This is a genomic window from Paenibacillus sp. JT22N12 (genome assembly GCF_056269365.1).
This window is the reverse complement of record NZ_JBWDNU010000002.1, coordinates 297,739-318,604: the sequence shown is the minus strand read 5'-3', so window position 1 is coordinate 318,604 and position 20,866 is coordinate 297,739. Positions and strand designations below refer to the sequence as shown.

21 protein-coding genes are annotated in these 20,866 nt (G+C 52.1%); 8 read left to right on the top strand and 13 right to left on the bottom strand.

All coding sequences use genetic code 11. The features are described from left to right. Window positions 1-156 precede the first annotated feature (156 nt). From AC0YOA_RS07090 to AC0YOA_RS07080, 3 genes are all read left to right on the top strand, one after another. Complete coding sequence (locus tag AC0YOA_RS07090; protein WP_210046928.1) at window positions 157-975, top strand: YitT family protein; 819 nt, start codon at window positions 157-159, stop codon at window positions 973-975. Window positions 976-1,141: 166 nt separating this feature from the next. Then, window positions 1,142-1,336 (top strand): hypothetical protein, encoded by a 195-nt coding sequence (locus AC0YOA_RS07085; RefSeq protein ID WP_210046927.1) that lies wholly within the window; start codon window positions 1,142-1,144, stop codon window positions 1,334-1,336. 160 nt (window positions 1,337-1,496) lie between these two features. Further along, complete coding sequence (locus AC0YOA_RS07080) at window positions 1,497-2,720, top strand: putative glycoside hydrolase (protein WP_475786011.1); 1,224 nt, start codon at window positions 1,497-1,499, stop codon at window positions 2,718-2,720. 188 nt (window positions 2,721-2,908) lie between these two features. Here AC0YOA_RS07080 and AC0YOA_RS07075 read toward each other — a convergent pair whose 3' ends face one another. From AC0YOA_RS07075 to AC0YOA_RS07060, 4 genes are read right to left on the bottom strand one after another with little or no spacing between them, the layout of a single operon-like run. Then, window positions 2,909-3,445, bottom strand: a complete 537-nt coding sequence (locus AC0YOA_RS07075) for an NADPH-dependent FMN reductase (protein ID WP_475786010.1) — start codon at window positions 3,443-3,445, stop codon at window positions 2,909-2,911. A gap of 41 nt (window positions 3,446-3,486) precedes the next feature. Continuing rightward, entirely contained in the window at window positions 3,487-4,455 is a 969-nt protein-coding gene (gene pfkA, locus AC0YOA_RS07070) for a 6-phosphofructokinase (RefSeq protein WP_475786009.1), read from the bottom strand. A 31-nt stretch (window positions 4,456-4,486) separates the two neighbouring features. Further along, window positions 4,487-5,566 carry a tetraprenyl-beta-curcumene synthase family protein gene (locus tag AC0YOA_RS07065; protein WP_475786008.1) on the bottom strand — a complete coding sequence of 360 codons (1,080 nt, stop codon included), beginning with the start codon at window positions 5,564-5,566 and terminating at the stop codon, window positions 4,487-4,489. Between the two features lie 26 nt (window positions 5,567-5,592). Continuing rightward, the gene (locus AC0YOA_RS07060; protein WP_475786007.1) at window positions 5,593-5,910 is read right to left on the bottom strand and encodes a hypothetical protein; all 318 of its coding nucleotides are present in this window, start codon (window positions 5,908-5,910) and stop codon (window positions 5,593-5,595) included. Window positions 5,911-6,123: 213 nt separating this feature from the next. On the opposite strand from AC0YOA_RS07060, the gene AC0YOA_RS07055 reads away from it, so the two are divergent. Together AC0YOA_RS07055 and AC0YOA_RS07050 are read left to right on the top strand one after the other, a co-directional pair. Next, entirely contained in the window at window positions 6,124-7,452 is a 1,329-nt protein-coding gene (locus tag AC0YOA_RS07055) for a multi antimicrobial extrusion protein MatE (protein WP_475786006.1), read from the top strand. 10 nt (window positions 7,453-7,462) lie between these two features. Beyond that, window positions 7,463-8,656, top strand: a complete 1,194-nt coding sequence (locus AC0YOA_RS07050) for an MFS transporter (RefSeq protein WP_475786005.1) — start codon at window positions 7,463-7,465, stop codon at window positions 8,654-8,656. A gap of 85 nt (window positions 8,657-8,741) precedes the next feature. Here the strand turns inward: AC0YOA_RS07050 and AC0YOA_RS07045 are convergent, their stop codons facing one another. The 4 genes from AC0YOA_RS07045 to AC0YOA_RS07030 form a co-directional block, all read right to left on the bottom strand. Continuing rightward, window positions 8,742-9,248, bottom strand: a complete 507-nt coding sequence (locus AC0YOA_RS07045; protein ID WP_475786004.1) for a hypothetical protein — start codon at window positions 9,246-9,248, stop codon at window positions 8,742-8,744. A gap of 220 nt (window positions 9,249-9,468) precedes the next feature. Next, window positions 9,469-10,194, bottom strand: coding sequence for a YebC/PmpR family DNA-binding transcriptional regulator (locus AC0YOA_RS07040; RefSeq protein WP_475786003.1), 726 nt, complete (start codon window positions 10,192-10,194; stop codon window positions 9,469-9,471). A gap of 190 nt (window positions 10,195-10,384) precedes the next feature. Beyond that, window positions 10,385-10,582, bottom strand: coding sequence for a cold shock domain-containing protein (locus tag AC0YOA_RS07035; protein WP_188993153.1), 198 nt, complete (start codon window positions 10,580-10,582; stop codon window positions 10,385-10,387). Between the two features lie 74 nt (window positions 10,583-10,656). Next, window positions 10,657-11,358, bottom strand: a complete 702-nt coding sequence (locus AC0YOA_RS07030; protein WP_475786002.1) for a class I SAM-dependent methyltransferase — start codon at window positions 11,356-11,358, stop codon at window positions 10,657-10,659. Between the two features lie 193 nt (window positions 11,359-11,551). Between AC0YOA_RS07030 and AC0YOA_RS07025 the strand changes: the two genes are divergently transcribed. From AC0YOA_RS07025 to pepF, 3 genes are all read left to right on the top strand, one after another. Next, entirely contained in the window at window positions 11,552-11,785 is a 234-nt protein-coding gene (locus AC0YOA_RS07025) for a hypothetical protein (protein ID WP_210046917.1), read from the top strand. Window positions 11,786-11,915: 130 nt separating this feature from the next. Further along, complete coding sequence (locus tag AC0YOA_RS07020; protein WP_210046916.1) at window positions 11,916-12,095, top strand: hypothetical protein; 180 nt, start codon at window positions 11,916-11,918, stop codon at window positions 12,093-12,095. 179 nt (window positions 12,096-12,274) lie between these two features. Further along, window positions 12,275-14,065 carry an oligoendopeptidase F gene (gene pepF, locus AC0YOA_RS07015; RefSeq protein ID WP_475786623.1) on the top strand — a complete coding sequence of 597 codons (1,791 nt, stop codon included), beginning with the start codon at window positions 12,275-12,277 and terminating at the stop codon, window positions 14,063-14,065. A gap of 122 nt (window positions 14,066-14,187) precedes the next feature. Here pepF and AC0YOA_RS07010 read toward each other — a convergent pair whose 3' ends face one another. From AC0YOA_RS07010 to AC0YOA_RS06990, 5 genes are all read right to left on the bottom strand, one after another. Continuing rightward, window positions 14,188-15,069, bottom strand: a complete 882-nt coding sequence (locus tag AC0YOA_RS07010) for an ABC transporter ATP-binding protein (protein ID WP_475786001.1) — start codon at window positions 15,067-15,069, stop codon at window positions 14,188-14,190. A gap of 4 nt (window positions 15,070-15,073) precedes the next feature. Continuing rightward, a complete protein-coding gene (locus AC0YOA_RS07005) occupies window positions 15,074-17,959 on the bottom strand; it encodes an ABC transporter permease (RefSeq protein WP_475786000.1) in 2,886 nt (961 codons plus the stop codon). A gap of 45 nt (window positions 17,960-18,004) precedes the next feature. Then, window positions 18,005-19,048, bottom strand: coding sequence for an efflux RND transporter periplasmic adaptor subunit (locus tag AC0YOA_RS07000; RefSeq protein WP_475785999.1), 1,044 nt, complete (start codon window positions 19,046-19,048; stop codon window positions 18,005-18,007). Further along, window positions 19,026-19,748, bottom strand: a complete 723-nt coding sequence (locus AC0YOA_RS06995) for an ABC transporter ATP-binding protein (protein ID WP_210046940.1) — start codon at window positions 19,746-19,748, stop codon at window positions 19,026-19,028. Before AC0YOA_RS06995 ends, AC0YOA_RS07000 begins: the two co-directional genes overlap by 23 nt. Before the next feature lie 187 nt (window positions 19,749-19,935). Beyond that, window positions 19,936-20,784: a DUF92 domain-containing protein gene (locus AC0YOA_RS06990; RefSeq protein WP_475785998.1), complete on the bottom strand. Its 849-nt coding sequence runs from the start codon at window positions 20,782-20,784 to the stop codon at window positions 19,936-19,938. Window positions 20,785-20,866 lie beyond the last annotated feature (82 nt).

The window sequence follows — 20,866 nt, the reverse complement described above, 5'->3', positions numbered from 1 at the left end:
GCACTCTACAGAAAATATACAGTTCATTATAGCACAACATCTTGCATGAATACCAGTAAGTCGAAAGTACGCATACTATTTACACACACAATCCCCGCGGCATCAGCGAAAGGACTTGATGTCAAGCGCATGCAAATAAGAGGTGAATCACAACAGATGAAGAGACTCCGCACGGCGATTGTCATGCTTCTGAGCTCGGCCCTGATCGCCTTTGGCTTCAACCAGCTCCTTATTCCGCTGAAGATGATCAGCGGAGGCGTATCAGGAATAACCATGATTATCGGCTATGCCACGGGCTTCAATATCAGCTGGCTTTATTTTGTGCTCAATATCCCTGTTTTGATCTGGGGCTGGAAGATTCTTGGCCTTCGTTTTGTCGGCTGGAGCATCTTCTCTGTCGTTACGACTACTATTGCCATCCAGCTTATTCCAACTGAGGCGGTCGTGAATGATCTCACGCTTGGAGCTGTCTTCGGAGGCGTTGTGGTGGGCTTCGGCAGCGGGTTGTCGCTTCGCGAAGGCGCTTCAACCGGAGGCTTCGATATTGTTGCGACCATTTTGACCCGTAAACGGGATTTATCGATCGGCATGCTTATTTTTGTCATGAACGGGAGCATCATTATTGCGCTTGGTTTGTTGACTGGCGACTGGGATGCCGCCCTCTATTCGCTGCTTTCCATCTTTACAACCGGCAAAGTCATTGACCTGATCCACATCCGCTATGTCAAGATTACCGCCTTCATCATCACCAACTGCGCCCAGGAGCTGCGCAAGGAGCTGCTGCCTCTGCAGCGCGGCATTACCGTTATCCGAACCCGCGGCGGATACACGGATGCGGAGAGGGACATGCTTATGACTGTAACAACCCGCTTCGAGCTGCCGGAACTAAAAAGAATTATCCAAAAAACGGATCCGGCCGCTTTCGTGAATATCGTCGAAACCTTGGGTATCATGGGGGATTTCCGCAGAACCTAACCTAAGATAGCGTTGTTTGTCTCCTGCTGCAGAAAGCGCGGCAAATATGGAATTTTCCGTATACCCCTAGGTTTTTCGCTTCGCTGCTGTTATAATAATGCTACCCCGCAGATTTGGTTCTTGCCATACGTTTTTGCCCTCCATTACGATGAAAGGGTGATGCTTGATGGATATGGAAACGGTCAAACTGTTGATGATTGTGGAAAAGCTGGTTCCAGAGCTAGTGCCTTTTCTTACGGAGCGGGAATTGAACCTAAATATTGTGCTTCGGGACGGACTGTCATTACTGGAACCGGGAGATGCGATGGAAATCGTGCAGCACAGTATTGTTGAGCATCAAAAAGCAGTGTACTTGCATTAAAATAAAGGCGGCGGGAACGTAATTATACGTTCCCGCCTTTTTTTTTGCCCGGCGCGATTAGATCTTCTCCGATTGCTTTAATATCCTACAAAATACCTCTGTGCCTCTTTCTATAACTGAATTATAATTAAATGTACAGAGCCAAATGGGAGAGAACACAATGGATGCCATTATTTCAATTATGCTGTTATTGTTTCATGTTTTATCCGGAGGAACGGCTCAGAGCGGGCAAGAGAGTGCTTCCACTTCCCAACTGCTAACCACTTTATTTGCCGGTCACGGTCCCGCGCAAACGGGTCAGGGTGTACAACCCGGAACTGGTGCTTCAATCGGGGCAGGCACTTCGGATTCCTCCACCGGTTCGATTCTGGCGAAGAAAGACCCTCAGCCGGATGCTCCCAAGGTAAAAGGCGTCTATGTGACGGCCTACAGTGCCGGCGGCGAGCGGATGGAAACGCTGCTCAAGCTGCTCGACAGTACCGATTTGAACAGTATGGTTATCGATTTGAAGGATGATCTGGGCAATATTACATACCCCACGGACAATCCGGAGCTTCTGAGGCTGGGCTCGCCCAAGAAGTATATCCGCGATATCTCCGCAATGATGGATCGTTTGAAACAGCATAATGTCTATCCTATCGGCCGGATCGTTGTTTTCAAGGATACGGTGCTCGCCACCAAGCATCCGGAGCTTTCCTTTCGCCAAAAGGACGGGAACATCTGGAAGAACGGCAACGGGGACAGCTTCGTTAATCCTTATATGAAGGAAGTTTGGGATTACAATATCGAAGCCGCTAAGGAAGCCGTCAAGCTCGGCTTCAAGGAGATTCAATTTGATTATGTGCGTTTCCCCGAGGGCTTTGAGAATAAAGCGGATTCCCTCGTATTCCAGCACACAAAAGAAAGCCGCGTCGATACCATCGCCGCATTCGTCAAATATGCCAAGTCACAGCTCGAACCGCTTGGCGTCCGCGTATCCGTGGACATTTTCGGCTATGCCGCCTCGGTTCCGGCAGCCGAAGGAATCGGTCAGGATTTTGTTAAAATTTCCAAGCATGTCGATGTGATCTGCCCGATGGTGTATCCCAGTCATTACAGCACAGGCTGGTTTGACGTGAAGGACCCCGACAAGGATCCATATGCAACCATTAAAGGCTCCATGGCCGATACACATAAGAAGCTGGATCCGATCGGTTCCTACAAGCCGGTTATCCGGCCGTGGATTCAGGATTTCACCGCCAGCTGGCTGGGCAAAGGCCACTACATCCAATACGGCAAGGAACAGGTGCAGGCGCAGATTAAAGCGCTGCATGATTCCGGAATCGATGAATTTCTGCTCTGGAACGCAGGCAACAAATATACGGCTGGTGTAGATTATAAATAAGAAAAACGGCTCAGCTGCCAAAGGGCAGCTGAGCCGTTTTTTACATCTGATACATAAGCAAGGTTTGGCATTCCTGTGCTTATTCGATAAGAATGCCCCGCACAGCCGGCAGCGGTAAAAAATGAAATTTCACAGGCTGCCAGGCTTTTTGCAGGGCTTTTTTAACTATAAGGGCTGTCTCTAATCTGTTAATCCTTGAGAAGCTTCTGCGCCAGCTCCAGAAAATACTTAACGGCGTGATGAATGCGAAGCTGAACACCTTCAGAAGCAGGTGCGCCGTCAGCGCCAAACTCACGCTGCGCTCCGCCCACCGAGATCCATTCCGGGCAGTTGATTCCGTGCACATTGCGGACAATCGTCTGCAGATGCTGCAGCGAATTGACTCCTACCGCACCGCCTGCCGAGCTGATGGACAAGACGAGTTTGCTGTCAAATTGCTCTGCGCTGAGAAAATCAAGAGCATTCTTCAGCGCGCCGGAAATACTGCCGTGATACTCAGGCGTACTAAGCACAATTGCATGAGCCTCAAGTACAGCCTGGCGCAAGGATATTACCTCTGGAACCTGGACAGCATCATCCGAGCAATAAATCGGAAGACGGTGCTGATGCAGATCCACCATATTAACCTCGTGACCCTGTTCTTCCATCAATCCAGCCGCATATCGGGCCGCTTTTGTACTTGAAGCTCCAGCCCTGGTGCTTCCCGCAATAATAACAATTTTCATATAAGTATCTCCTTTGATTCAATGAAATCATTAAGGCTTGCTTATTGGGACAAGCGCAAAGCGAGATTATAAAGATCCATGTTAAAAGGCTTCTTCGTATTTACCACTTTATCGATATCGGTAACAGTCAGTTCTCCGCGTATGATGCCGCAGCCTTTGCCTGAATCGCCTTCCATGAGCATGCGTACCGCAAAGTCCCCCAGCTGACTGGCAAGAATTCGGTCATTATGCGTCGGGTTGCCGCCGCGCTGAACATGACCCAGAACGGTAACGCGCGGATCTACGTCGCAGCGCTCTCTTATCCCCTGGCCGATCTCTTCTCCGGTGCTGGCCCCCTCTGCAACGACAATAATACTGTGCCGCTTGCCTGACAGGAAATTTTCCTTCATCCGGTTTGCGACCTGATCGATGTCAAACGGCACTTCAGGCACGATGATCGTTTCCGCTCCGCTCGCAAGTCCGGCGAACAATGCGATGTCGCCGCAGCGCCGGCCCATAACCTCAACGACCGAAGAACGCTCATGCGAGGTCATTGTATCACGGAGCTTGTTAATGGCGTCAACCACGATGCTCACCGCAGTATCGAAGCCGATGGTGAAATCGGTGAACGGAATATCATTATCGATCGTTCCCGGCAGTCCCATCGTCTTGATGCCGAGCTTGCTCAATTTGTTCGCTCCTTGGTAGGAGCCATCGCCTCCGATTACAACAAGACCGTCAATCCCGCGGTCACGCAGCACTTCCGCTCCCCGCTGCTGACCTTCCGGGCTTAAAAATTCCTTGCATCTTGCCGTCTGCAGAATCGTTCCTCCGCGCTGAATAATATCTCCGACGCTGCGCAGATCCATTTGCCGCAAATCATTGTTTAACAGCCCCTGATATCCCCGCTGAACGCCATATACCTCAAGACCATGGTACAGCGCACTTCTTACCACGGCGCGCACCGCCGCATTCATGCCCTGCGAATCTCCGCCGCTTGTAAGTACGGCAATCGACTTGACTGCTGACATTTCAATCCACTCCCTGTCTCTTATCTATATCTTAAGTTTGCCGCAGTCTGATCCAGACGCTGTTCCCCCAAAAAAATAATCGTGTAAGAGGACTTCGTCTCATCAGATGTTTGGAAACGCGACGTACGTCCGGCTGTTCCCGTACCTTCGGATCCGACAGGTACAGGGCGAGCAGTCCTTCAATAATCATGGTATGAAACTGCCTGCATGGCAGCGCCTGCACATCCTTGCGCGCCTTTGCTGCAATCTCGCCGATTCTCTCTACAAGCTGCGGCTGATCTTCGTAATAATTGCAGAAGTTCAAATCCCCGCCGATACGGTCTTCTTCCTGGTCGATTAAATAGTCCAGCATAATGTGAAGTCCGCATACATGAGGAAAATAGGCGTTCCGGATCAACAGGGCATCCTGCTTTGTAAGCCCTTCCTCGGAGGCCGCAAGAAAAAGAACAAACATCCCGAGTGTAGACCCTGTTGCAGCAGCAAACTCGTTCCACTGCAAATGGGGGACCTTCTGGCTGTGCTTCTCCCACCACCCCAGCAGCTCGGGTTCACGGCGATTTTTGACAATATGCTTGTACACCTGTAAATCGCCATAGAGGCCGACCAGCTCGGAGACAAGCGACTGAACGCTGCTATAGGAAGGAAGCTGCCGTATGCAGCTCTGACAGGTCTGCACGAGCCCGTGCAAGTACCCCCCATCCTCCCGTTCATTGCGCAATGCGTAATAATCACGGAGGGGGGCTCCGGGATCAACCGCATCCAGCATCGCCTGATGCAGCAGCCGAAAATCGCCCTCGTCCTGCGATGTGCTGCGGTCGCACAGATTATCCAAATAATCGCTGATCGTCTGAAGCGCTACGATAAGCGGAACGAGAACATGCCGCTGCTGAAGATTGGCGGCGGCGTAGATTCCCCCACCCTCGCAATGAAATTGCTTGTCTCGCATACTGGCGAGCGCTTGTGTCCGCAGTTCGTCATCGGGTATCTGCCCGGCAATCATCTTCAGCCGTCCAAGCTCGGCCCTAACCTCGGGAAGTACATATTTATACACCCGGTACATAAGTGAAACGGGCGTTTTCGGTACATGACGAGCGTGCGCCAACATTTTCATTCAAGCGCCCTCCTTGAACCCTTCCTTCAGAAATGGCTCCGCGTCTCAATCTCCTGATTAATGCGATACCAAATATGCAGATCATTAATCCGGCTTGCAAGCTCCGCGATTTCTGAATTAATGCAGCAGGAAGTCTCGAAATCTTCTTCCTCGTATAATTCCGCCTGTTTCACATTTATTAACCGTTCATAAGCAAAGACACGATCCGGGATCGTGCCGCGAATAATTTCCCATTGCGTAACTATGGATGAGCGCACTTGTTCACTATAGCTTTCCCATTCCTGATTCAGTTCAGGCAGTGCGATACCGAGGCGTTCGTTCCATATAAAAATGTTATCCACCATAGAAAACCTCCAACCACTAATGTACCATTTCATAACGCACAAATCCAGCGCGAAAACATGTTCGTGCAGCCCGTTTCCACCACCCGGAACAAGGGGGAATCTTTGCAGGCCGCCCACAATTTTAATCGAACGGCAAGCTAGGAGCCTATACGCCCTGTTCATCCATGCTATACTGTTTACCATAATAAATAACATCAGGGAGACGAGTCAAAAATGATTCAACAGCCGGGCACAGTTACGATGGGACAGCTGTGGCGCTTTTTTTTACCGCTTGGCATTTCAGCAAGTCTCGTAACGTTGTCGCATGTCATCATTAACAGCACGTTATCGCGAGCGGACAACCCTGAACAAATTATTGCCAGCTATGCGATTGCCATGAGCCTGCTCATTATAACCGAACGTCCGGCCGTACTGCTGCGGCAGACAAGCTCTACGCTTGTAAGGGATAAACGTTCCTTCCGGTCCATGCTGCTTGTCGGACAAGCCGTGTTCGGAGCCATCATGGCGCTTGGCCTGCTCATCTGCTATACGCCGCTTGGCGTCTGGATCTTCCAGGGGGTGTTCGGGGCTGATGAGTCGCAGGTTCCCGACATCATAGATGTTTATCAAGTGCTGATGTTTGTAAGCTTGTTCTCGGGGATCCGCTGCTTGTATCAGGGCGTCATCATTTATAATCTGCGGACCAAATGGCTGACCATCGGGATGAGCGTACGCCTGCTGGGGATGTACGGGTTATCGTTGTATTTTATCCATACGGGGGTGAACAGCAGCTCGGTAGGGGCGGTTATTTTTCTGGTCGGCATGATCATGGAGGCCGCTATGAGTTACGCGGAAGGACGCCTGCTGGTCCGCCAGATGCCCGATGAAGCGGAAGGACACACCATTAAGTCGGGCAGGCATGTGTTCTCTTTCTATCGTCCGATGCTGTTCTCTACCTTTCTCGCTGTGTGGATCGGCCCTTCCATTAATGCATTTCTGGGCAAAACCTCGGATGCTGCGCTGGCCATAGCTTCCTTCGCGCTGGCGGCGAGTCTCGTGCAGCTGGTCACCAGCTTTTTCAGCTATTTTCATCAAATCGTCCTTAATTTCTATCGAATTGACCGGGATGCGGTCCGCCGCTTCACGCTGGCCTTCGGCTTTATTCCGCTAGCGCTTGTAAGCAGCATCGCCTTCCTGCCCTTAGGCGACTTTATCGTCGGCGATATCATGGGGGTGCAGGGAAAATTAAAGGAAGAGACGCTCCGGGCATTAAAGCCCTTCGCTCTGTTCGCCCTGGCCATGCCCTGGCTGGATATGTTCAACGGCATCATCATGGTACGCGGCCATACGCGGGTGATGCTGGGCTCGCAGGCCTCCAATCTGCTGTTCACCGTCACAACGATTGTTCTGCTGGTGTCGCTTGCGCCCGGCTGGAACGGAACAATCGGCGCCTGCGCGCAATCTGCCGGCCTCGCCGCTGAATGCGTTTTTGTTGCATTGGCGATCAGGCGAGGCCGCAAATCAAACCGGATTATAGCCGGAAAAGTATTGGATATGGAGTGACACACACATCATGAATTCATCAAACCCGGTTCTCACCGCAGCCGGCCGGTCGCAATCCGCAGCAAAAGAAACCCTTATGCTCCGCATGTTCAGTTTTGCCATGTTTATGACACAGGCCATTGTCGTATCTTATTTACCGCTTTATTTTCTGGATCATGGCTATAACGCCTCCCAGATCGGTATAATCTATTCCATCGGACCGTTTATTTCGATATTTTCTACTCTTCTGTTCGGAGCGGCCAGCGACAAATACCGTACGCTTAAAAAGATTATGACCGTCATCCTGTTTGGCCAGCTCGTGATGCTCTCGCTGCTGTTCACGACCCAAACCTTCACAATAGTCTGTGTCATTATGCTGATCTTCTATTTCTTCCAGACGCCGATGAACCCGCTGAGCGACAGCCTGATTTTGTTGTCCAGCCAATATACAGGCACCCCTTATGCGCTAGTCCGTATTTTCGGTTCGCTGGGCTTTGCCTTCATGGCGTTTTGTATGGGGCAATTGCTGAGATTTACGGGATCTTGGGCAAGTCTGCTGGTCGGCGTATGTACGATAACTGTCTCCTTCTTGCTTTCGCTGGGGCTGAAGGATTATCAGGGCTCGCTCAAAAAAATGGATTTTTCCGGTTTGTTCAAAATTCTGCGAAAACCCGATATCGTGATTTTTTTCGTGCTGATTCTCGTTATTTCCATTTCGCACCGGATGTATGAGGGGTTTCTGGCAGTGACGCTCAGGCAGATGGGAGCAAGCGATTCCCTCGTCGGCGTGGCCTGGCTCATATCAGCGGTCAGCGAAATTCCGGTTTTCTTCCTGCTCGGCAAATATGGCCACAAGTTCAAGGAGCTTCCGCTGCTCGCAATCGCAAGCCTCATGTACGCAATCCGCTTCTGGCTGGTCAGTGAGATCCAGTCGCCGATCTGGATTATCCCCGTGCAGGCGATGCACAGCATCACCTTTGGCATCTATTTTACGACGGCGCTCAGATATCTCTCCACGATCATTCCCGATGAGTACCGCTCTTCAGGACAAGCCGTATTTACCGTGGTATGGGCTGGCATCGCCGGCATTATCAGCGGCACGGTGGGCGGCCCGATCTTTGATCATTACGGAAAAGGCGCCTTTTTCCATATGGCGATGATACTGGCCTTGGTCGCGGCGGCAAGCTTTTTGGCCAAACATATTTTCTCCCGCTCCAGCGTTTAATGCCAAGCTGCTGCAAATTCAAATGAAACGACCCTGGTTCCTTGATGAACCGGGGTTATTTTCTGATTTACCCGCTGCACTAAAATCATTTTCTTGGGACGCGTTTCCCCCATGGTTTAAATACCGACAATATAAACAATGCCAGAAGAGACAACAGCTGCATGATGATGCCATTGATCAGAAATGCCCGATTCACCAGAAAGTCTGATTGGCCAAGAGCATTCAGTCCGTCTGCACCAGTGATTGTTGCAGCTTTAAGCGACCACATATATATGCCTGCCATGCCCAAACCGATTGAAGCCACCGTCAGCAACAGCTTGGCGATAATCCAGTAATATTTGAACAGCCCCCAATGAGTAAGCAGCGACAGCAGAACACCGGTGACAACAGCACCGATTGTAGAGGCCCGGATCGATGTCTCGGCCAGTAGCAGCATGCTGGCATAGCACGCCTTCAGCACCCCCTCATCGGAAGTGGAAGCCGCAACCAGACTCAAGATCAGGAAGGCTACCGTCACGCCAAGCATAATGGCGCTAAAAAGCAGATGGAGCGTCAGCAGCCACTTCTTTGTAACTCCCGAAATTCGATGCATGTCCTTATTCATCTCCTTCATTCCGCATGCTTCCCATTGTAGGATTCAGTTCTTGATTCCTTCTAAATAAGTTCTAAACAAAGTATAAAAAAAGCCCTTGCCGGCTGTTCGCGCAATCAAAAGCCGCGAAGCCGGAAGGGGCTGGTTTGAACTATAAAAGCAGTAACAAGACGAGCCGTATTTAAACAATCGGAACAATCAGAGTCGGTCCGGTGAGCTTCTATTCATCCTCATCGATTTCGAAGTTGGCAAAAACGTCCTGCACGTCTTCATTGTCTTCAAAAGCGTCCATCATCTTGAGCAGCTTCTCGGCATTCTCGCCTTCCGCTTTGATCGTGTTTTGAGGCAGCCATCGGACAGCGGCGCTGCTGAACCCGTAACCGTCATGCTCAAGCGCCCCTTTCACCCGCTCAAACTCCTGCGGGTCGGTGAGAATTTCATAGCTGTCGTCATTCACGATAACATCCTCCGCCCCGCCTTCGAGCGCCATCATAATCATCGCATCTTCATCGGTGTCATTCTGCTCCCGGTCAATGACGATCAGCCCTTTCTGATCAAACATATAGGCGACGCAGCCGGACTCCCCCATGTTGCCGCCCCGCTTGTTGAAGATGGAGCGGACATCCGCAGCCGTCCGGTTGCGGTTATCGGTCAAACAGCGCACCATAATGGCCACGCCGCCGGGGCCATAACCTTCGTACATGATTTCTTCGTAATCCACGCCATCTGTACTTCCTGCCGCCTTTTTGATGGCGCGCTCGATATTATCAACCGGCATCTGCTCGGCCCTTGCCGCGGTTATCGCCGTTTTGAGAGCAAAATTGGATTCCGGATTAGGTCCTCCCTTGCGGGCATGTACATAGATTTCGCGGGCGAGTTTGACAAATTTATTATTTTTAGCCTGGTCGGCCTTGCCTTTGCGGTCTTTAAACAACTTGAATTTCATTTTCAAATCGCTCCCCTTAAGGTGAATTCCAACCCTCATTTTATCATCATGCAAGCCTCGGGGTCAAAGCACTCGGGCATTGGCGCAAGTCAGCCTGCGAACATTCCAGACATTCCATAAGAAAAACCCGACAATAAATTGTCGGGTTTTATATACGTTGGGACATGTGTTTGTGCGATTGTGTCCGATCCTACAACTTCACGACGTTGGCAGCTTGTGCTCCGCGATTGCCTTCAGTGATATCAAATTCTACAGCCTGACCTTCATCCAACGACTTGAAGCCATCTCCTTGAATTGCAGAAAAATGTACGAATACATCTTCTCCGCCTTCGACTTGAATGAAACCATAGCCTTTCTCTGCGTTAAACCATTTTACTGTTCCTGTCAATTGAACAACCTCCTAAAATAACGTCATTAAATGACGTGTGTTTCCATTATACACCTAATATGGGGCAGTTGCAATTACATCCCGATAAACAATCCGCTCTCGGAGCCGGGAATAAAAGGAAGCCCGGTCCGGAACAATTCCGCCTTTCCGCCTTCGGCCTGAATCACTTCTAGAAGCGCATCCAGATGCGGGTATATCTCCCCGCTTAGAGACATCAGGGGATAGATGCGGATGCCTCCTCCTGGACGGCAAACCCTCATCATCTCCAGAACCGCTTGCCTATGGAAAGCAAAATCAAATTGTTCTTCATATAAAAACAGAAAGTGGCTGCACAGAACAAGGGAGAAACGCCAGTCCGCAAAGGGCAGTGCCGGAAGACTTCCAGCCGCATAACATCGCGCTCTTGCCTCGGGATCACCGTAATGGGCGGCAAACCGTCCAAGCGACTTCTCGCGCCCGGCTCTGTGATTGCTCATATTGCCGTAATAGGACATATCGAACTGATCTGTAAGACCCTCAAGCTTAGCCGTCGAGAGGGATATTTCCGCCTCGGCTTCGGTGAATAACACAGCCGGGTCAAGCGCATACCGCGGATCAACCGCCATCGCCTTGAAGCCCAAGCCGCCTGCATCCGCTGTGAAGGACGAACCGCCAGATGCAATGTCAAGAATTTCTCCTGCCTTGAGCTCATCCTCAGACAGATCAAACATCCTCACATATTCGTCAAATCCCCGGCATGTCACTGCAACGCCGACCTGTTCATACCTTTTCTTCATCGCTCTTCTCTCCTCTGCTCGGCTCATCTCAACTCAAAACCCGGCTAAATGCTCTCTTCCCACTTCAAAACCAGGAGTATCAAGTACTCCGCTAAAAAGGTGAACAAATTTTATCACGAAACTTATTTGATTTCTACCCCCTGTATTCGCTATGATTGATGGATACGCCACTATGCTGGAGGGAATGTACCGTATGTTTAAGAAAGTACAAATTTATAAAACGGACAAGTATAATATGCTGAACGTCGAGGTTCAGGGGAAAACGCTGATCGTCCGGGAAATTTCCGATCAATGGGGCGAGGAATGCCACACATTCGTCAGCCGCCCGGAAATGCTCCACTGGGCCGAGAACCGTTTTAAGCCCGAGAGCTTTGAAGGCCGCGAGGAAGAGCTTGCAGCGATTATGGAAGGCTTCCGCTCTGTCTAGTGCAGATGCCGGGGCATGTTTCTTCCTGAAGGATTGAAGGAAAATTCATCCTGCATATCGAAGACATACAAGAGCAGGTCATAGCCGGCCTGCCGGCTGAATAGGTTGTGCGGAGGGAGCTTGAAAGAAATTGGATACGACAGCTACGATTATTTTTATCGTCGCAGCTTTTTCGCTGGGCATCCTGATCATTATGCAGCGCAACAACATACCCGCGAGCCTGCGAAGAGGCCTCGCAATCGCCGCAATTGTATTTATCGCGTTTGCTTTTTTCTTGATTGTTTATAGTTTAACTACGATGGGGTCATAACGAGACTGTTCGCGGGCAAGACTAGGTGCAGACTGTACCTAGGAGCGTGAACCTCAATCATGAAGTGGCTTCCCATTGTATTGTCGTTGTCCCTGCTGCCCGCCAGCAGCGTGTCCTTGCACCTGCCCGCTTCTGTACCCGCAGTTCCGTCATCTATTAATCAACCGAGGGGGATTCCGATGAACCACGTACCCAAACGTTCCGAAACCGCGCCTGAGAATAGCTGGAAGCTGGAAGATTTGTTCGAAAGCCAGTCTGCATGGGACAAGGAATATTCGCACGCGAAGGAACTGATGAAGAAAGTCAATGCCTTCGAAGGAAAGCTTGCCGACCCCAAACAAGTGAAAAGCTGCTTTGAGCTTGAGGATGAGCTGTCGCAGCATGTGGAGCGGCTCTATGTGTATGCCAATTTGAAGCATCATGAAGACACGGCTGAGGCCGAATTCCAGGCTTTATCCGAGAAATCCAAGAAGCTCAGCGTCGAAACAGGAGAAGCGTTGTCCTTTATAACGCCTGAAATTCTGAGTCTCTCCGATGCCGATCTCGAAGCAATGATCAACAATTCCGATTTGGCCAAATACCGTCATACGCTGGAAGAAATGCGCCGGGAGAAAGCCCATATTCTATCCAAATCCGAGGAAGCTCTCCTCGCTGCGGTCGGGAATGTGAGCCAGGCGCCGGGCACGATTTTCAGCATGCTGAACAACGCAGATCTCAAGTTCCCCAAGGTCAAGGATGAGAATGGCGAAGAAGTGGAATTGACGCAGGGCCGTTACATACAGTTTCTGGAAAGCAAAAACCGTGAGGTTCGCAAGAATGGCTTTAAAGCTATGTACGACACCTACGGCAAGCTTAAAAACACGCTCGCTTCGACGCTCAGCGCGAATGTGACCAAGAACATTTTCTACTCGCGCGCCCGCAAATATCCGTCTACCCTGGAAATGTCCCTCTATGGCGACAACATTCCCAAAGAGGTGTACACCAACCTCATCGATGCCGTGCATAAGCATCTGCCGCTGATGCACCGCTACATGGAGCTGCGCAAGAAGCTGCTCAAGGTGGATGAGCTTCATATGTATGACCTGTTCGCTCCGCTTGTCGATGAATTCAAGATGGACATCAGCTTCGAGCAGGCCAAGGAAACGGTCAAAGAGAGTCTTGAACCGCTGGGCAAGGACTATTTGCAGGTGCTGGATAAAGGCTTCCAGGACAGATGGATCGACGTTTACGAGAATGAAGGCAAACGCAGCGGCGCCTACAGCTGGGGCGCTTACGGCACGCATCCCTATGTGCTGCTCAATCATAAAGATAATCTGAACAGCATGTTCACATTGACGCACGAGATGGGCCACGCGCTTCACTCTTATTATTCCGACGGCAATCAGGATTACCGCGATGCGCAGTATACCATCTTCCTGGCCGAAGTCGCTTCAACGCTCAACGAGGCGCTTCTAATGGATTATATGCTGAAGAAATCAACCGATCCGAAGGAAAAAATGTACCTGCTCACCTATTATGCGGATCAGTTCCGGACAACGGTTTTCCGTCAAACCATGTTCGCCGAATTCGAGAAAATCATTCACGAGAAAGCCGAGCAAGGCGAATCGCTGACCCCGGATCAGCTCAGCAAAATCTATTATGAGCTCAACAAGCAGTACTACGGCCCGAACATGGTCGTGGACAAGGATATCGAAATGGAATGGGCCCGTATCCCCCACTTCTACACGAGCTTCTATGTCTATAAATATGCGACAGGCTTCTCTGCAGCCACCAGCTTCTCGAAGCAAATTCTCGAGGAGGGCGCGCCTGCCGTTGAGCGTTATCTCGGCTTCCTGAAAAGCGGAGGCAGCGATTTCTCCATCAATATCCTCAAGAAGGCCGGCGTCGACATGTCCACGCCTGAGCCGATTGAGCAGGCGATGAGCGTGTTTGAAGAGCTTATCGCGCAGATGGAAGAATTGACGAAGTAAGAACGGCTCGCCGTGTTATCTAATATGTATTCATCAAAAAGAAGTCCCTCCGTTTAATGGTGGGACTTCTTTTTGATGGTGCTATGGTTTTTGAATTGACTCTTCAGTATGAACAGCAGGCCTTAGTCCTCCGGCGGATACAACACGATTCGCCCTTCCTCCATCTCCACCCGCACCTTGTTTTTCTCCTTGAACTCATCCGCCTGCAGGTAATTGGCAGGAATCTGCAGACGCCCTGCCTTGTCGATCACGGCATACTCGACATGGCTTGCTTCCTGCTTGAATAACCCGCCCCTCTCAAGCTCCGCAAGCTCCTCCGCATACGATTGGCGGCGGATGATCTCTGAAGAGGTCTTGCCGTCGCGGATCGCCACAACACGGTCAACCTTCCGGGCAAGCAGCGGGTCATGCGTGACAATAACGATTGTTATGCCGATCTTCCGGTTCAGCTCCCGGAACAGATCCAGAATCTGATCCGACATCCGCGTATCCAGCGAGCCCGTGGGCTCGTCGGCGAGCAGCAGCTTCGGTTCATTAGCCAGCGCTATGGCTATCGCCACCCGCTGCTGCTCGCCGCCTGAGAGCTCGCTCAGCCGGTTCTTGATCCGGTGGCTGAGTCCAACAGCATCAAGCAGCTCCAACGCGCGCAGGCGCTTGCGGCGGCCTTTGAGCAGGATGGGAAGCTCCACGTTCTCCAGCGCCGTCAGATAGGGAATCAGATTGCGGGCATTGCTCTGCCAGACGAATCCGACGGTTTCGCGCTTGTATTTGACCAGATCGCGTTCCGCGAATTTCAGCAGGTCCTGATCATTGACGAGCAGCGTACCGGCTGAGGGCCGGTCAAGGCCGCCCAGCATATTGAGCAGTGTCGATTTGCCGCTGCCGCTGTTGCCGATAATCGCCATCAGCTCGCCAGCCTGCACATGCAGGTCAAGCCCCTGCAGGGCGACAACTTCAAGATCGTCTGTCTTATAAATTTTGACAAGTCCATCGCAATGGATCATAAGCTTAATCCTCCCCAAGCTTAAGCGCCTGCGTAATTTTCATTCTGGAGACCCTTACTCCGATGACGATGAGCCCGATGAGCAGCATCACGCCAACCACGCTGTACAGCTGTACATAATCGCTGAGCTGATGAATAATCTCGAACGGCGGCACCTGCTCCGCGGCGCTGAAGGACAGCTGGAACAGCGGAACGAACAAGTCGCTCACCGTATTTCCAATCCACACGCCCATGAGAATGGCCGCTGCCGAGGTGAGCAGCTGCTCGCTGAGCAGCATGCCGATAATCTGCATGAACGAGATGCCCATTGCCCGCAAAATCCCGAATTGCAGCGTGCGTCCGGCCAACGTCAGCACCCAGAACAGCAGAAAGCCGAAGAAGCTGATCATCATCGATATGACAAAACCAAGCGTCATGACGCCATTGATGGCAAGCCGGAATGGATCATTTTTGGAGCGGATCAGCTGCTGATTGGCATCCACCAGCTCTTCGACAGGGATTTCCTTCTTTATCAGGTCATCATAAATCACTTTGCTGGTTGCATCTTCCTTAAGCTTGATCCACACCTCGTACGGCTCCAGAGCCAGATGGTTCTGGATGTAGGATAGGTGCCCGACAATCAGGTTTGGCAGCCGGACATTTTCATCATCCTGATCTTCGCTGACACCGCCAACGGGCAGCGGGTTCCAGCCCGGCCAATAATCAATGATGCCATACACGGTAAACCCGGCGTTGTCCAATCCGCTCCACTTGACGGATATGGGATCGCCCGGCTTCACCTGGTACTTGTCCGCGATTGATCTGGAGATCAGCACAGCCTTCGGATCGGAAGCAATCAGGTTCAGATAGCTGTTGATGTGATGATCAAGCAGCCCGCTGCGCATCCAGGCCACATTGCCAAAATCAAGGGTATCAATTCCGTATAGCGTAGTTGCGCTGTCCCCCCCGCTTGCACTGAAGCTGGCATCCGGTTTGCGGAATACGCGTGCCGCCTTGTCCACCCCAGCCAGCTCCGTCATCTGGATAAAGGAGGGCTCGGTGTAGGTTATGACTTTCGGCTTTGCGGCCGCATCCTCGGGGGACTCGGCGCCTCCTGGCCCGCCTGACATTGCGGGCGGGGGAGCATCGTTATCCCAGTGGATTTGCAGTTGAATATCCGATCCGGTCGTATAGTGAATCGCATCCTCCATGTTTCCGTTGATGGTCCTCGCGGCATTGGCGCTGAACAGTCCCATGGCAACGGTCATAATCAGAAACACCTTGATCGTCAAATACTGCGTGGACGAGCGGCTGATCTGCAGCAGGGTGGAATAGAGAGCGGGGGTCCACCACCTTCGCCCTATCCAATAAATCAGCTTAATCAACCAGGGATAAATACGCAGCAGCAGCAAGCCGCAGCCAAGCGCAAACAATGCCGGCATAAAGAACAGGAGCGGGTCGACCTGCAGCGCAGTAGGATCAAGCGCAAGCTGCTGCAGCTGATCCAACCGCTTATTGAAACCGACAAGCAGATAAATCGAAACCGCCAGCAGAATCAGGTCGATGCCTGTTTTATGCCAGAAGGACATTTTGCTGGAGCGGGCGAGCTGCTGTTTATGTCCGACAATCGAAATCCGCGTTGCCAGAAATGCCGGAACAAGAATCAGGATAATCGAACCGACCACAGCCGCAGCCGCAACCTTGTATGAGGCACTGTTTAAGGCTACATCGAGCGACGAACGCTGCACAAACTCCAGGAAGCCGTTGGAGGCTCCGAGAATCTTCGTGAAATACACGCCCACGAACGGTCCGACCAACAGGGCCAGCAGCCCCAGAATCACGCTCTCCACGGTGAACACCAGCATGATCTGCAGCCGGCTCGCTCCGCGGCTGCGGAGGACTGAGATCTCCGTCTTCTGCCGCTCGATGATGAGATTCGCCGCCATATACAGATAGAAAGCGAGCATGAACATCACCGGCGAGTACAGCGACCACAGCATGATGTCGAGCTTTTCCTTCTTTTCCGTGTACGACTGGATGGGATTCTTCGCCGGAATATCGACCGACGCAATGCCAAGACGCATCGTAAAATAATTGGTCATCGCCTGGCTTTGGCCCGTGAAATTTGCGATATCATCGATGTTCAGCTGCTCATAATCAAGCGAATACTGCCATGTAATGCTGGAGAGCTTGAGCACGTTTTCCTTCTGGACAAAATCCTGCTCGAAACGTTCGAACGGTATGTAGAACGATGAGTTATAACTCTCCACGTTGAATTGATCGTAGATATTCTGCGGACTGCTCTCAACCAGCCCCACCACCAGCACACGGATTTTCTCACCGGTGTCTTTGTTGGTATAAACAAACTCATGATCCAGATCCCGCTTCAGATCAATAATAAACTTCTGCGTGACGACAGCTTCATAAACCCCGTCGCTGCGGCCCGGATCGGGAAAACGCCCATCGATCAGGCGGACGCGCTTCTCCAGATCGGTCAGAGTCCGGAAGCTTCCGCTGACGTTCATTTCCTTCAGCTCGCGCTCAGAGCCATCCGCAGGAAACACGCGGAAGGACTGTGTGGACCTGGACACCAGGTAAGACTGGGCATCTAGTCTGAAACGCCTTGGCGCATTTTCCATATAACGGTCCGCCTGGGCAATCATGTTCCGGGTTTGATCGAAAGTCCTTTCACCCGGAGATACCGATGTAGCCGCGCGGATATAGCCGGGGTAAATATTCTGATCCTTTTGCAGCTGCTGCAGCTCCTTGGTGAGCGTACGCTGGAGTATGGCATGGGAGTATAAGGGCATAGAGCTGAACAATGCGACACAAATCGTCAAGCCGAACCACAAATTTAGCTGAAGCCAACGATTCTTCGCCATTTTGCGAAAAATCATCGTCCATAAGGCCATCGTCGTTTCACCTCTTCTTGTCCCTTAAGTCAGGCATCACGCGGACTAATTGTTCAGGATAACCTGCTCGCCGGGCTCGAGTCCCTTGACGATCTCCACTTCCGTCGCAGTCATGATTCCCGCCTCCACGTCAACCTCCTTGCGGCGGTCGCCGTCAAGCACCTGCACATAGGTTCGTCCCAAATAAGTGCGCAGACCGCTGCGCGGAAGCACGATAACATCGTCATGCTTCTCCAGCATGATGTGAAGCTGAACGGTTTCTCCCATAACGAGCTTGCTGCTTGGTTCGTTCAGTTCAATATAAAGCAGCTTGGCATTGCGCTCAGCCTGCTCCTTGTTATCGGTAAAAGGAGCGCTGGAAGGGGATTGAACCACCTTCCCCATGATCTTCGTATTGTCTACGGTCACTTCTACGTCCATGTGAAACTGGATCGGCGAGATCGTTTTGGGATCCTCCGCTTCGCATACCAGGTAAAGCTGCTTCGGATCAGAGACGCTCACCAGCGGTTTGTAGCCGGTTACACTATCGCCTGCCGCAATCGTATCCTTGTAAGTAACGATTCCATCAATCGGCGCGGTCAGCCTGGCCGCCTCGGCCTCCTGCTCCAGGGAATCCAGCGAAATCTGTTCGCGCTCCCTGTCGATTTCGCGAAGTCTGACTTCGCCCGCATCCGCCCCCGCCTGCTTCACCTTGGAAAATTCAAGCGTAGCCCGCTCAAGATTCAGCTTCTGCAGCTTGATGCGCAGATCCAGATCGCCCATATCGAGCTCGGCGAGGAGCTGGCCGGCTTTCACGACATCGTTCTGGTTGACATGAATTTCCTTCAATCTTCCGTTATCTTTATAAAATAGCGGTATGCTGTGTTTGGAAGACACTACTGCGGTTCCTGAGAAGAAACGTTCAATGGTCCCTTTCTTCACTTCAACGGAATCGAACTTCTCCTGCGCCGGCTTGATAAGCGGGGGTGCAAGCGTTTCTTCTCCCCCGGGCAGCAGGGAACAGCCCGATAATAATGAGGCTGCGAGCAGCAGCAGCGTCGATTGCTTCAGCAGCCGTTTGCGGCGGCTATGAATTAGGTTCAGCGACAATCTCCCCATCCTCCAATGCAATGACATGGTCGACGATCTCCATAATGCCGGGATCGTGGGTCGTCATAACTACGGTCATGCCGCGACGCTCCACCAGATCGCGGAATACCTTGATTACCTGAAGCCCCATCCGGCTGTCCAGCTCCGCCGTCGGCTCATCGGCCAGCAGCAGCAAGGGCTCGTGCGCAATCGCTCTTGCAATGGCCACACGCTGCTGCTCCCCGCCCGACAATTCGGGAGGACGATGCTTCATGCGCGACTTCATGCCCACCCACTCCAGCGCAGTCTCGGCACGCTCCTTGTTGAGCTTCTTATCGGTTCCGGCGATACGCAGGGCGAATTCAACATTCTCATAAGCGGACATCAGAGGTATTAATCCGAATGCCTGAAAAACAAGTCCCAGCTGGGAGCGTCTCCAGACGCTGCGCTGCTTCTCCGGCAGTCTGGACAGCTCCTGTCCGTTAAACAGCACATAACCTTCTGTCGGCTGATCCAGCGCGGCCAGCAAATTAAGCAGCGTCGTCTTGCCTGAGCCCGAGCGGCCCTTGAGCGCAACCATAGAACCTGCAGCAATATCCAAATGAATATTCTTAACGGCTGTAACCGCCGTCTCGCCCCGGCCAAATACTTTCTTCACATTAACCGCCCGCAGAATCGGTTCTTGTTGCTGCTGCCTCGCAAGCAGCGCAGACGTTTCCATGTTCAATTGCGGTCAAGCTCCTCTCTGATGGATTGACTGGCTTTCAAACTTTTACAATTCATCCATTTTGAAGCTTAAGCTTATGTCAGAGTTAGAATACTCGTTGCGTGAATGCGCTGTCAACCCAATATTATACAGGATAAAGAGCTGATTGCACTTAAATTTGTGACGGAATGCCTGACTGCCGTTAGGCAATCAGGATGCCGATCACTCCGGCCAGCACAGCGGCGGCTGCGGATGAGAACAAATTGACCGCGTCATTGGTCATCCAGCCATACCCGCTGATCCGGTTCGCCGCAGCACCGCAATGCTCGGCACGCTCGGTCTGCACACCGCAGACGGGGCAGCGGTACATCGCCTGCACCGTCGCTCCGAGAAGTGAATCGGCGAAGGCGCCCGCCGTTCCAGCGAGACAGCCTACGGCGACAAGTACGCCCGGCAGCACCTCTCCAGGCCCGCCGGTAACCCAAGGCGATACAAGAAGAGCAGCAGCAGCTCCGATCACGGCTGCCCCGGCCAGGGCAGCCATACTGCCAAGCGGCGTAACCGCGCCGCTTGTTCCCACTGGAACGCGCGCGCCGCCGAGTATGGCCCGCGGGGCCACCCGGCTGAGCGCTCCAAGCTCGGTAGCCCAGGTGTCCGCATTGACGGATGCCATAACGCCCACGAACGCGTAAAGCCATAACGGGTCCGGCCATATGGCATGCGCGGCGCACAAAATCAGGCCCAGACCGCCATTTGCCCAGACCTGCCCGGCATCGCGCCGGCTTCCTTTGGCATAATTCGCTTCGGCGTCCTGTTTCGCCCGGTGCCGCCGTTTGAATTTGGATAGAGCCGTGGAGGTTACAAAGAACACCATTAACGCGCCGAACCACAGCGGGCCGCCAAGCGTTACATAGCTTGTCCCCATAATAATGGCCGCCAAAGCACCAGATCCTGATAAAGAGCGCACCCTGTAGGCAGCCAGCGCAATGATCCCGCTGCCCAGCAAGCCAAGCGCAAGACGAAGCCACCAAGCGTCAACCCATCCGACCATGCCAAAAAGCCTCCTCTAAGCTTTGTTTCTATATACTAATTCTCAATCCTGTGCCCGGCCAAAGCAGGATTCACCCGAGGCT